This is a genomic window from Pseudophaeobacter arcticus DSM 23566 (genome assembly GCF_000473205.1).
Lineage (GTDB): Bacteria > Pseudomonadota > Alphaproteobacteria > Rhodobacterales > Rhodobacteraceae > Pseudophaeobacter > Pseudophaeobacter arcticus.
In genome coordinates, this window is sequence record NZ_KI421507.1 from 1768987 (window position 1) to 1782169 (window position 13183).

At 58.0% G+C, this 13183-nt stretch carries 11 protein-coding genes; 4 read left to right on the forward strand and 7 right to left on the reverse strand.

Annotated features, from left to right (window positions below):
- Positions 1–97: 97 nt before the first annotated feature.
- From ccmE to ARCT_RS0112540, 5 genes are all read right to left on the reverse strand, one after another.
- A complete protein-coding gene (gene ccmE / locus ARCT_RS0112520; protein WP_027240396.1) occupies positions 98–541 on the reverse strand; it encodes a cytochrome c maturation protein CcmE in 444 nt (147 codons plus the stop codon).
- Between the two features lie 22 nt (positions 542–563).
- Positions 564–1592, reverse strand: a complete 1029-nt coding sequence (gene argC, locus ARCT_RS0112525) for an N-acetyl-gamma-glutamyl-phosphate reductase (protein ID WP_027240397.1) — start codon at positions 1590–1592, stop codon at positions 564–566.
- Positions 1593–1726: 134 nt separating this feature from the next.
- On the reverse strand, positions 1727–2536 hold the full coding sequence (locus ARCT_RS0112530; RefSeq protein ID WP_027240398.1) for a glutamate racemase: 810 nt from the start codon (positions 2534–2536) through the stop codon (positions 1727–1729).
- Between the two features lie 23 nt (positions 2537–2559).
- Positions 2560–3462 carry a lysophospholipid acyltransferase family protein gene (locus ARCT_RS0112535; RefSeq protein WP_051360714.1) on the reverse strand — a complete coding sequence of 301 codons (903 nt, stop codon included), beginning with the start codon at positions 3460–3462 and terminating at the stop codon, positions 2560–2562.
- 173 nt (positions 3463–3635) lie between these two features.
- Positions 3636–7058: an indolepyruvate ferredoxin oxidoreductase family protein gene (locus ARCT_RS0112540; protein ID WP_027240400.1), complete on the reverse strand. Its 3423-nt coding sequence runs from the start codon at positions 7056–7058 to the stop codon at positions 3636–3638.
- 167 nt (positions 7059–7225) lie between these two features.
- Between ARCT_RS0112540 and ARCT_RS0112545 the strand changes: the two genes are divergently transcribed.
- The 4 genes from ARCT_RS0112545 to grxD all read left to right on the forward strand — a co-directional run bounded on the left by ARCT_RS0112545 (position 7226) and on the right by grxD (position 11662).
- Positions 7226–8131 (forward strand): LysR family transcriptional regulator, encoded by a 906-nt coding sequence (locus ARCT_RS0112545; RefSeq protein WP_027240401.1) that lies wholly within the window; start codon positions 7226–7228, stop codon positions 8129–8131.
- 473 nt (positions 8132–8604) lie between these two features.
- On the forward strand, positions 8605–10770 hold the full coding sequence (purL, locus tag ARCT_RS0112555; protein ID WP_027240402.1) for a phosphoribosylformylglycinamidine synthase subunit PurL: 2166 nt from the start codon (positions 8605–8607) through the stop codon (positions 10768–10770).
- A 175-nt stretch (positions 10771–10945) separates the two neighbouring features.
- Complete coding sequence (locus tag ARCT_RS0112560; protein WP_027240403.1) at positions 10946–11182, forward strand: BolA family protein; 237 nt, start codon at positions 10946–10948, stop codon at positions 11180–11182.
- Positions 11183–11299: 117 nt separating this feature from the next.
- Positions 11300–11662 carry a Grx4 family monothiol glutaredoxin gene (gene grxD, locus ARCT_RS0112565; protein WP_027240404.1) on the forward strand — a complete coding sequence of 121 codons (363 nt, stop codon included), beginning with the start codon at positions 11300–11302 and terminating at the stop codon, positions 11660–11662.
- Between the two features lie 179 nt (positions 11663–11841).
- On the opposite strand, the gene ARCT_RS0112570 is transcribed toward grxD, so the two are convergent.
- Both ARCT_RS0112570 and ARCT_RS0112575 read right to left on the reverse strand, forming a co-directional pair.
- Entirely contained in the window at positions 11842–12240 is a 399-nt protein-coding gene (locus tag ARCT_RS0112570; RefSeq protein WP_027240405.1) for a cell division protein ZapA, read from the reverse strand.
- Entirely contained in the window at positions 12240–13019 is a 780-nt protein-coding gene (locus ARCT_RS0112575) for a hypothetical protein (protein WP_027240406.1), read from the reverse strand. The genes ARCT_RS0112570 and ARCT_RS0112575 overlap by 1 nt, the downstream gene beginning before the upstream one ends.
- Between the last annotated feature and the right edge of the window lie 164 nt (positions 13020–13183).

Below are 13183 nucleotides of genomic sequence, written 5' to 3' on the forward strand. Positions count from 1 at the left end.
ATCAATCGGGCCTAGGGTATGAGATGATCTGACATTATGAGCTGCCAGAATGATCTGACAGAGGCCAGCAGATCACCCACCAGATCACAAAACGCCTTTAGCTGTCCGGCTCTTGGTAGACACCCTGTTCTTTCAAAGCATCGACAACCTCTTTTGGCATGTAGGTTTCATCATGTTTTGCAAGAATTTCAGAGGCTTCAAAGACACCGTTTACGTATCTTCCGGTGCCGACCATCCCCTGGTTTTCTGCAAACAGATCCGGCAGCACACCGGAAAAGGTCACCGGAACGGTGGCGCCACCATCTGTCACTGAAAAGCGGACCGCTTCGCCCTGCCCCCGCATCAGGCTGCCCTCTTCGACGAGGCCACCAATACGGAACACCTCGCTTGGCGACGGCGGCGCTTCGGCCACCTGGCTGGGCGAGCGAAAGTAGTTGATCCCATCCCGCATCGCATAGCCGATCAGCCCGGTCGCCACCACCAAAGCAATGGCCGCAAGGGCAATGACCTGGATCCGGCGCTGTTTCTTGAGATTCTTCATCCTGCGGGCCTTTCGGGTGGTGTCACGGGAACAGTGGGGCCATCATCAGCCCGGCTGTTTCCTCTTCACCTAACATCAGATTGGCGTTCTGCAAGGCCTGACCGCTGCTACCTTTTGTCAGGTTATCCAGCGCCGCAAAGACAATTGCACGGCCTTCGATCCGGTCAGCGGCAACGCCGATATGGCAAAAGTTCGAGCCGCGCACATGATGGGTGCTGGGCGCTTCACCAAATGGCAGCACCTCGAGGAAGGGCTCATCCTTGTAGGCTGCTTCGAACGCCTGATGCATCGCCCGGGCATCGCCTTTGACATAGACGGTGGCCAGAATGCCCCGGTTGGTTGGCACCAGATGCGGGGTGAACTGCACCTTCACCGGACGTCCCGCAAGCGCGGAAAACTCCTGATCAAATTCCCCCAGATGGCGATGGGTGCCACCAATGGCATAGGCGTTGTAGCCCTCGCTCAGCTCTGCATGCAGCAGGTTTTCCTTGAGCGCCCGACCCGCACCAGAGACAGCGCATTTCAGATCAAGAATGATCTCGTCCAGATCAATCAACCCACCCGAGATCAGCGGCCGCAGCGCAAACTGGCCCGTGGCCGCATTGCAGCCGGTGCCGGCGACCAGCCGCGCCGATTTGATCTCTTCGCGGTAAAACTCGCTGAGGCCATAGACAGCCTCTTCCTGCTGCTCCAGCGCGGCATGCGGATTGCCGTACCATTTTTCATACTCAGCCGGATCCCGCAGCCTGAAATCAGCCGACAGATCTACAATCTTAAGCGTTTTTGGCAACGCCGCGATCACCTCCTGGCTGGTTTTATGCGGCAGGGCACAGAAACACAGGTCGATGCCAGAAAAATCAATTTCACTGATTTTACAAAGCACTGGCAGCGACATGTGACGCAGATGCGGGAACACCTGAGCCATGGTCATCCCGGCCTTGCGCTCTGCTGCCAGGGCTGCAATTTCGATGTTTGGATGGTTCGCAATCAGCCGAACCAGCTCTGCGCCAGTGTAACCGCTGGCACCAAGAATTGCCACTTTATGGGTCATGTCAGACCTCGCATTTTGAATGTGTATTTGGGTTTCATGCCTCAGCGTGAAACGGGACCTAGAAGAAAAGTCGCGTGCCGTCCTTGCGCCAGATCATCGGGCGATGCTGCGGCATCCCCCTGATCCTGCAGGTATCAGGCCGCTTGAAAGCGGATTTCTCGTCGGAGAAACTGGGTGGCCCGGTCGCTGACACGCGCAGGGTCTCCGGTGGTGAAATAGCCGCCTGTCCCCGTCCCGATCATATTCGGGTGGCGCTCAAGATAATCCGCCAGACTGTCGGCCACCAGATTACCCTGGCTAAAGACCTTGACCTCAGCCCCCAGCGCCGCCTGAAACTCGTTTTCCATCAACGGGTAATGCGTGCAGCCCAGGATCGCAGCCTGCGGTTCCGGCATCTTGCGCTTCAGGGCATCCACATGGCTGCGCACCAGGGCCTCGGCCAGGATCATGTCGCCGTCTTCGATGGCGTCCACAATGCCGCCGCAGGCCTGGGCCTCCACATCGACACCAATGGCGCGAAAGGCCAGTTCCCGCTGAAAGGCCCGGCTGGACACGGTGGCAGGTGTGGCAAAAAGCGCCACATGTTTCACCGCAACCTCGCGCGGTGGGCTGTTGTCGCCCCATTGCCGCTCGGTCATGGCTTCGATCAAGGGAACAAAAACGCCAAGCACCCGCTTGCCCTGAGGCAGCCCCTCTTCCTGCATCCGGCGCAGCGCTGCGGCTGAGGCCGTGTTGCAGGCCAGGATGACAAGATCACAGCCCCTGGACCACATGTCCGCAACGGCGGCCTTGGTCAGGTTGTAAATATCCTCTGCGTCGCGCACCCCATAGGGCGCACGGGCGCTATCGGCATAGTACAGAAAATCCACATCCGGCAGACGGGATTGGGCAGCTTTCAGGACGGTGAGCCCGCCCAGTCCGGAATCAAAGATACCTACAGCCATGATCTCTCTTTCAGGCCTGCGCGTCAGGCGCGATGTTTCTCCTCAAACTCAAACCCATATTCGTAGGATTTGAGCGGCTTCGGAGACAGCTCATACGTGGCTTTGCGCAGGAAATCCATCATTCCTTTTGTATCCTTTGCCAAGGGTGTCAGGATATCGCGGCTGATCGGTTCACCAATCACCACTTTGACCGGGCTATCGACGCGTTTTTTGAACTCTTTGATCAACAGCCCCATCCGTAGGGTGGAATGCAAATGGCTGGCAATCTGGAACAGCCGCGAGGTATGGCCTTCAAAAAACACCGGCACCACCACCGCATCGGATTTGGCAATCATCCGGGCGGTAAAGCCCCGCCAACCGGGATCCATCGGCTGAGAAAAGGGTTTTGCAGCGGTCGAAACCGTACCGCCGGGAAAGATGCCTATGGCCCCACCCTGCCCCAGATACTCCAGCGCCTCGCGGCGGGTTTGCAGATTGTCGCGCAGCGCCTCTTTGGTGTTGTCAAAGGAGACCGGCAGGATGGCCTTGTTCAGATCCTCAGCCTTACGAAACACCTGATGCGCCAGGATGCGGAAATCGCCGCGGGTTTCGGCCAGAATATGCCCCATCATCAACCCATCAAGAATACCATAGGGGTGATTGGCAATCAGGATCACTGGCTTATCCCTGGGGATATTGTCCAGGCTGCCGCGGGTGATATCCAGGGTCAGCCCATAGCGTTCTGCCATCACGCTCCAGAAATTGCGCCCCTCTGCCAGCTCACGCTCATAGCCGTCGGCCCGTTTGATCAGCCGCAGCCGCCCCGTGCTGTTTTCCAGCAGGCGGATCAGCGTGCGCCCCGGCGCTGAGGTCGCAGAATGGGCATAAGAAATATCACGGGCGATATGACGGGTAAGATGACGGCCTAGATGACGGTTTGGGGGCAAGCTGAAACTCCCGAGAAGGCGCAGAACCGGAAAACTGATGTCTAAGACACTGACGTAACACAGAGGTGACAACACGCAATATTGCGCCAAAGGGAAAGGCCAAAACGAAAGGGGATGTAACCCTATTGGTCACATCCCCTTTGCAGCCGCGAACGACAAACCCCTTAGCGGGACTACTCGGCCGCGTCTTTTACCGGCGCGCCGGACTGCCGCAGGGCAATCAGCAGCTCTTCGCGGCGTTTGGCCGCTTTGGTTTCGCTCTCCAGTTTGACCGGCCCAAAGCCACGGATCTGCAAGGGCAGCTCTGCCAGTGCAATCAACGGCTCCAGGGTATTGGCATTTGCCTTGGGCAGCCATTCCTTCATGTCGCGCTCATACTGCTTGATCAGCGCCCGCTCCATTTTGCGCTCTGCGGTGTAGCCAAACACATCCAGCGGCGTATTGCGCAGCGGTTTCATCTTGGCCAGCAGGCGCAGCCAGCGGGTCATGCCGGGGCCGAACTTGCGCTTTTGCGGACGACCATTGACCATCTTGCCGCCAAAGATCGGCGGCGCCAGATTGTAAGAGACCTTCAGATCCCCCTCAAACTCAGCCGCCAGTTTTTCATGGCTCGACAGCAGCAGCCGGGCGACTTCGTATTCGTCCTTATACGCCAACAGCTTATGATAGCCCTTTGCCACAGCTTCCTTGAGCCGTTTGTCGCTGATACTCTCCAGCAGCTTGCCATAGCGCTTTGCCAGGCCCACCCCCTGATAAGCCACCAGCTGATCACTGCGGAAGGCAATGATCTCTTCCAGGGATTTTGGCAGCTGCGCCACATTGTCAGGCTTGGCGATTTTGGCAGCCTCGGCGGGGTGCACAATTGCCCAGCGACCAATTTCAAAGGCGCGCAGGTTCCGGTCTACCGCCGCCCCGTTCAGGGTAATCGCCTCGATAATTGCCTGGTGGCTCACCGGGATCAGGCCCTGCTGCCAGGCTGCACCAAAGACCATCATGTTTGAGAAAATCGAATCTCCCATGGTGGCACGGGCCAGCTCTGAGGCATCAAACAGGGACAGATTATCGCGCAGACGCGCCTGAAGAGCGACCTGCAAGCGGTCTGTTGGCAATTGGAAATTGGTGTCGCGGGTGAAATCACCGGTGATGATTTCATGGCTGTTGACCACGCCGCCGGTCTGGCCGGTTTTCATCAACCCAATGGTCTTGGCCCCGGCGCTCACTACCAGATCGCCGCCGATCAGCGCATGGGCCTCGCCGGTGGCGACGCGAATGGCGCTGATATCTTCGGGACGTTTGGCCAGACGGCAGTGGATATGCACGGCGCCGCCCTTTTGGGCGAGACCTGCCATTTCCATCATGCCCGCGCCCAAGCCATCAATCTGCGCGGCCTGGGCCAGCACCGCACCAATGGTCACAACGCCAGTGCCACCAACCCCGGTGATCACCACATTATGGGTGCCTTTGATTTCAGGCAGTTGGGGGTCAGGCAGGTTCGGCAGCTGCAAATCAGCGGTGGCTTCCTTGCGGATCTTGGCGCCCTCAACCGTCAGGAACGAGGGGCAAAACCCGTTGACGCAAGAAAAATCCTTGTTGCAGGAGCTTTGATCAATCGCCCGTTTGCGGCCCAGCTCGGTTTCCTTTGGAACAATGGAGACGCAGTTGGACTGGATGCCACAATCTCCGCAGCCTTCGCAGACATCCGGGTTGATAAAGACCCGCTGATCGGGATCCGGGAACAGGCCCCGCTTGCGACGGCGGCGCTTTTCTGCGGCACAGGTCTGGATATAGATGATGCCAGAGACACCCTCGATCTGTTCGAACTCTTTTTGCACCGCCATCAGTTCGGCGCGTTCGTGCATGCGCATGCCGGCCGGGAACAGCTTGGGGTCGACATCTTCCTTTTCGTCATAGACCACCGCGATGGTCTTCATGCCCATGGCCTTGAGCTCATGGGCGATCTGATGCGCTGTCAGCCCGCCTTCGGTCTGCTGACCGCCGGTCATGGCAACCGCATCATTATACAGGATTTTATAGGTGATATTGGTGCCCTCTGCGAGGGCAGCCCGTATGGCCTGAACGCCTGAGTGGTTATAGGTGCCATCGCCAAGGTTCTGGAACACATGGGGTCGATTGGAAAACGGCGCTTCGCCAATCCAGTTGGCGCCTTCACCGCCCATATGGGTAAAGCCCGTGGTCTCGCGGTCCATCCACTGCACCATGAAGTGACAGCCGATGCCGGCATAGGCGCGGCTGCCTTCGGGCAGTTTGGTGGATGTGTTATGCGGACAGCCCGAACAGAAATAGGGCAAGCGCGCGGCGATCTCTTCGGCATTGTCGGCGCGTTTGGCATCCTCCAGCGCCGCCAGACCGGCCTTGACCGCTTCCGTGTCGCGACCTTCCTCAATCAAAATACCGCCGAGCTTTTCGGCAATCATGATGGGATCAAGCGCATATTTGGTTGGGAAAAGCTCTGCGCGATCAGGGGTTCCAACGCCCCCCTTATACCAACCATAGACCCGGCGACCGCGACGATCATCAAAGATCGCTTCTTTGATCTGCACCTCGATCAGCTTGCGCTTTTCTTCAACAACCACAATCAAATCAAGACCTTCGGCCCAGGTGTTGAAGCCTTTCATATCCATTGGCCAGGTCTGACCCACCTTGTAGGTGGTGATGCCAAGGCGTTCTGCCATGGTCTCGTCGATGTTCAGCAGCGACATGGCATGGACTAGATCCAGCCAGTTTTTACCCGCCGCCACAAAGCCGATCTTGGCGCCGGGTTTGCCCCAGACGCGCTTGTCCATCTTGTTGGCATGGCTAAAGGCCTCGGCCGCAAAGCGCTTGTAGTCAATGATCCGGTCTTCCTGCTGGAAGCGATCATCCGCCAGACGAATATTCAGCCCCCCTTCTGGCACGTCAAACTCTGGCCGGACAAGCTGCACCCGATCCGGGTCGCCATCGACAACCGAAGTCACCTCGATGGTGTCCTTCATCGTCTTCAGCCCCACCCAAAGCCCGGAAAACCGGCTCAATTCATAGCCATAGATGCCATAGTCCAGGATCTCCTGCACGCCAGCTGGGCTGACGATAGGCAGATAGCAATCCAGCAGCGACCATTCGGACTGGTGCAGCACGGTGGAGCTTTCGCCGGTGTGGTCATCGCCCATGGCAACCAGGACACCGCCGTTTTTCGAGGTGCCGGCCATATTGGCGTGACGGAAGGCATCACCGGACCGGTCAACACCGGGGCCCTTGCCATACCACAGGCCAAAGACACCGTCATATTTGCCTTCTCCGCGGATTTCCGCCTGCTGCGCGCCCCAAAGCGCGGTGACAGCCAGATCTTCGTTGAGCCCAAATTGGAAGGTCACGTCAGAGGCCGTCAGGTGCTTTTCAGCGCGCTGCATCTGCATATCAACAGCGCCCAGCGGAGAACCGCGATAACCGGTCACCAGGCCAGCCGTGTTCAACCCTGCTGCGGTATCGCGGGCCTTTTGCATCATCATCAGACGCACCAAGGCCTGCGTTCCATTCAACATCACAGGTGACTTGCTCAGGTCATATTTGTCATTGAGCGAAATTTTTTGCGTGCTCATCCGGTCCTCCCAACCAAAAACTAGCTTGCAGTGCTTGACCCTGTGATAGGTCACAAATACTGACCTGTATAGGCAGTTTTTTTACTTTTCCCTCGCGTCGGCGTGGAAAATTGATAAAAAACTATGATTTCATGTAATCTATTCAAGACTGATCGAAAGAGACGGATATGGATTGGGATAAGCTCAGAATTTTTCATGCAGTGGCCGATGCAGGCAGCCTGACCCATGCCGGGGACAAACTGAACCTGTCCCAGTCCGCAGTCAGTCGGCAGGTTCGCGCGCTGGAGGAAAGCCTAAACGCAACGCTGTTCCACCGCCATGCCCGGGGGTTGATTCTGACCGAACAGGGCGAGTTGCTGTTTGATGCCACCAAATCCATGTCGGCCCGGCTGGAGGCGGCTTCGGCGCGCATTCGCGACAGCGAGGAAGAAGTCTTTGGCGAATTGCGTGTCACCACCACCTTTGGTTTTGGCACGCTTTGGCTGGCGCCGCGTCTTACCAAACTGTTTGAGCAATATCCCAACCTCAAGATTGACCTGATGCTCGAAGAGCGGGTTCTGGACCTGCCGATGCGCGAGGCTGACGTTGCCATTCGCATGAAAGAGCCAAGTCAGGCTGATCTGGTGCGCAAACGCTTGATGACCGTGCAGATGAAACTCTATGCCTCACGCAAGTATCTGGATCTGAATGGCACGCCCGAAAGTACAGAAGACATCAAAGATCATCGCCTGATCTGTCAAAACCAGCGCTCTGCCCAGGTGGGCTCGGCCTCAGTTCTGGTGCAGCGCCTGTTGACCCACAACCCAGGCTCCCTGCTCACCGTGAACAACTACTTTGGCGTCCTGCAGGGGGTTTTGCACGATCTCGGCATCGGGATTTTGCCGGATTACGTCACCGAGGATTTCCCCGATCTGGTGGAGGTTCTGCCCAATGAATATAACACCGGCGTGCCGGTCTACCTGGCCTACCCGGAAGAATTGCGCCATTCGCAGCGCGTTTCGGCCTTTCGGGACTTTGTCCAGACCGAAATCATGGCCCATCGCAAACATATGAAAGAGCTGGGCAAATTATAGCCTCTGTGGCGAAAGACAGAACCATGCCCGCAAGCCATGCAAAAATCGCATAGCGGAAATGCCGCTACACCTGCACTAAACATCTTGAAGGGTCAGCATCATAACCCTAAATGGGGCCTATGAAGACGAGGCGAGAGCCTTACTTCATACCTCCCTGTTGGACTTCGGCCGAGCTTAGTGCTCGGCCTTTTTTTTGCCCTTACACCTGTGAACAATGGCTCTGCCCCTTGCAAGCGCCGGGCTTTGCAAATTCGGTGATCGCTGCCGGACCGCCTGAAATTTCAACACTGCCCTTGGGGTCTGCGCAAACTCCGGGCGCCAACAGAACCATTGTTGTATTTTCCCACCCCAATCCTGCAAAAAACATCTCTGAGCCATTTCGACGCGATTGCCTCATGAGATACCCCCTTCCCCATCAGGCTGGCATGCTCTAAAAGCCGCCTCAGTAGCACCATGGGGGGCCATATCGCGCCATGCAAGAACCAGCCATCACATCCGAACTGATCGCAAGCCACGGCTTGAACGCCGAAGAATACGACATGATCCTCGAGATCATCGGGCGCGAACCCAGCTTCACCGAACTTGGCATCTTCTCGGCCATGTGGAACGAGCACTGCTCTTACAAATCCTCAAAAAAATGGCTGCGCACCCTGCCGACTGACGGCCCGCAGGTCATCTGTGGCCCCGGCGAAAATGCCGGCATCGTTGATATCGGCGATGGCGATGCGGTGGTTTTCAAAATGGAAAGCCACAACCACCCCTCTTATATCGAACCCTATCAGGGGGCGGCGACGGGTGTTGGCGGCATCCTGCGCGATGTCTTTACCATGGGCGCGCGTCCCGTGGCCTCGATGAACTCGCTGTCCTTTGGCGAGCCCTCCCACCACAAGACCCGTCAGCTGGTCAACGGTGTGGTTGAGGGCGTTGGCGGCTATGGCAACTGCTTTGGCGTGCCCTGCGTCGGCGGCGAAGTCCGGTTCCACCCAGCCTATAACGGCAACTGCCTGGTCAATGCCTTTGCGGCTGGTCTGGCAAAAACGGATGCGATTTTCTACTCCGCCGCTTCCGGCGTTGGCATGCCCGTTGTCTATCTCGGCGCCAAGACCGGCCGCGACGGCGTTGGCGGCGCCACCATGGCCTCTGCCGAATTTGACGACACGATCGAGGAAAAACGCCCCACCGTTCAGGTTGGCGACCCTTTCACCGAAAAACGCCTGATGGAGGCAACGCTGGAGCTGATGCAGACCGGCGCGGTGATCTCGATCCAGGATATGGGCGCGGCGGGTCTGACCTGCTCAGCGGTGGAAATGGGCGACAAGGGCAAGCTGGGGATCAAACTGAACCTCGAAGATGTCCCCCAGCGCGAAGAAAACATGACGGCTTATGAGATGATGCTCTCGGAAAGCCAGGAACGCATGCTGATGGTGCTGAAGCCCGAGCTTGAGGCCGACGCCCGTGCGGTGTTTGAAAAATGGGACCTGGACTTTGCCATTGTTGGTGAAACCATCGCCGAAGACCGCTTCCTCATCCTGCACAATGGTGAGGTCAAGGCGGATCTGGTCCTGTCAAAACTCGCCTCCACCGCGCCAGAATATGACCGCCCCTGGGTCCCTACGCCTGCGGCAGTGCCGCTCACCGATGCGGATGTGCCCACCATTGATCCCATCGATGGGTTGAAGGCGCTGCTGGCCTCGCCCAACTACGCCGGCAAACAGTGGGTCTACGAGCAATATGACACCACGGTCATGGGCGACACAGCCCGCCGCCCCGGCGTTGGGGCGGGTATCATCCGGGTGCATGGCACCGACAAACGTCTCGCCTTTACCTCGGATGTGACACCGCGCTACGTCAAGGCAAACCCGGTTGAGGGTGGCAAACAGGCCGTGGCCGAAGCCTATCGAAATCTGACAGCTGTTGGCGCCAAGCCATTGGCAACAACTGATAACCTGAATTTTGGCAACCCAGAGAAGCCCGAGATCATGGGCCAGTTTGTTGGCGCCATTCAGGGCATTGGTGAGGCCGTGGCGGCGCTGGATATGCCCATCGTGTCGGGCAATGTCTCGCTCTACAATGAAACCGACGGTCAGGGCATTCTGCCGACGCCGACCATTGGCGCCGTTGGTCTGATTGCTGCAGGCGAAGAGGCCATCATCGGCCAAGCCCGCGACGGTCATATTGCGCTGCTGATCGGCGAAACCCTGGGCCATCTGGGCCAATCTGCCCTGCTGGCAGAGGTGTTTAACCGCGAAGACGGCGATGCCCCTGCGGTTGATCTGGCGGCGGAAAAGCGCAACGGGGAATTCATCCGTGCCAACCGCGGCTTGATCAAGGCCTGTACTGATCTGAGCGATGGCGGTCTGGCACTGGCGGCGTTTGAGCTGGCCGAAGAAGCAGGTGTTGGCGTCCAGATCGACGCAGGCGACACCCCGACCCTGTTTGGGGAAGATCAGGCGCGCTATCTGGTGGCCTGCAACTTTGACCAGGCCGAAGGTCTGATGCTGGCAGCTGGCAAGGCAGGTGTCACCCTGACCACCGTAGGCAAATTTACCGGCGACAGCGTCAAAATTGGTGGCTCCGAGGCGCCGCTGGCTGAATTGCAAGCGGTCTTCCGGGCGGGCTTTGCTGACGCGGTGGCGTAAAACCGCGCCGCACTCGCTCTGTATCTCATCAAAGGCGCGCAAAACCAGCGCGCCTTTGCGCGTATTACTGACCACCCTCCGCCCTATTTGTGCTGATTACAGTGGCCTTGAGTGCTTGCACTACCCCCAAGGCCACCCTAAGTTTCAAGCAAGACCAAAGCCAAGGATCACCCCTATGCCAATGCAAGCTCAAGAAATCGAAGACCTCCTGCGCCAGTCCTTTCCGGATGCGGAAATCCAGGTCGCAGGCCAGGATGGGGTTCATATGTCCGCCATGGTGGTGGATGAGAGTTTTCGGGGCAAAAACCGGGTGCAGCAGCAGCGCGCAGTCTATGCCGCGCTCAAGGGCAAAATGGACGGCGCCAACGGAGAGTTGCACGCCCTGGCCCTGACCACCAAGGCGCCTGAGTGAACAAAATCTTGATCGTCATTGCTGCTCTGGCAGTGCTGGCGGTCTGGATTTATTTTGAACTCGAGCCATATATCGAACAAGACCGCGACAGGCGGAACCGCCGAAAGGAAAAGACAGATGAGCGACGCAAAGACCCGCATCGACGAAACCGTAAAAGCCAATGACGTTGTGCTCTTCATGAAGGGCAACAAGGACATGCCCCAGTGCGGGTTCTCCTCGCGCGTGGCTGGCGTGCTGAATTATATCGGCGTTGATTACACCGATGTAAACGTGCTGGCCGACGAAGAAATCCGCGCCGGCATCAAGGAATATTCCGACTGGCCCACCATTCCGCAGCTCTACATCAAGGGTGAGTTTGTCGGCGGTTGCGACATCATCACCGAGATGACGCTTTCGGGTGAACTGGACGGTCTGTTTGCCGATAACAAAATCGCCTTTGACAAGGACGCCGCAGACAAGATCCGCGAAGCCAACGGCTAAACATCCCCCCACCCGGCCCGCAGTTTCCATGTCACGCCGGGACCTGCACAGATACAAAAGCCCTTTCCGGCAGATACCGGAAGGGGCTTTTTGTTGCTTGCAAGAAACGTTCCCAGATCACCCAGGTTCACACAGATTTCACGCGGGATCGCCCCATGTTCACCTGATGCAGCCCAAGCCTATTCAGCTGCGGATTTTTCTTCGATCTGTTGCGCCAAGGATTCGGCGCGGGCCGCCAGTTCCGCCAGGGCTTCGGGCACTTGTGGTGGCACAACAGGCACCTCGATGCGCTCGGGCTCGGGGGCGGGCGTGTTTTTCAACGCTTCCAGCTCTGCCACGCGCTCTGCCAGTTCGGCCTCCACCTCTTTGATGCGATCCTCGACGGCTGCGGTTTTATCGGCCAGCATCAGACCCGCCATCAACAGCATCCGCGCCTCGGGCATCCGGCCAATCTGATCCGACAGGACCTGGGCTTCGTCATCCAGCATCTTGGCGGCGGAATGCAGATAGCTTTCTTCGCCCAACTGGCAGGAGACTTCAAATCCACGCCCACCGATATGAATAGTTACTTCTGGCATCAGACTTCTTCCCCTTCCGGCAGGTTTTGTTCTGGCAGGGTTTGTGCATTGGCCAACAGCGGTTCGAGCTTGGCCAGCACCGCATTCACCTGCGCCTGTTCGTTGGCCTGGGCCGCACGCAGGGCTTCGTTGGTGCTGTGCAACGCATCATTGGCAAGGCGCAGCTCATCCAGCTGAGCCTGGAACTCATGGTCCTTGGGCACCACAGCGGCCGCCGCCTGTGCCTCGGTCAGCTGCGCCTTCAGCGCGGAAATTTCCGCCTCCAGCGCCGCCTGATCCACCGCGCCCCCGACATCGCCTGCCATGTCCCCCGAAGAGGCTTCCTCGACCTGGGTCAGCAACTGCTGGTGAGCGTTTTTTAGATCGGTGAGTTCGGTTTCCAGAGCTTCCTTTTCAGCCGCCATACCGTTGCCTGCGCTTTCCAGCGCCCCTTTCAGCCGGGTAATTTCCAGCTTCAAAGCATCCTTTTCATCGGTATTGCCGACCTCATTGCGCAACAGTTCCAGCTCTGCCTGCAGCGCGGCCATGTCGCCATTGTCAGCAGCAGGTGCAGCCTGCTCTGCCTCTTTGAGACGGCTGTGCAGCACCTTCACCCGTTCCTCAAGCTGGGAATTGGCGGTTTTTTCTTCTTCCAGCGCGCGCTCCAGATCGGAATTATCCGCAGCAGCCCGGGCCTCTTCCTTGGCCTCGACGCGGGCCTGCTCCAGCTTTTCAACCCCCGAGCCAATCCGCTCCATGGCGGCTAGAATACGTCCCTGCAACTCTTCGATCTGCGTCATACCTGTCCCTCACCCCTCATCACTTCTGCTGGTGCCTGCCTCTGTGTCCTGTGCAGCACCTGCTGGCCGTCAGCGCGAATCGCTTTACACCAGCCGCGTTGCCAACAGCTTAACGAAGTCAGGAGTAAAACACCCCCTCTTTGCTTTCAAGCACTTGCAGCCAT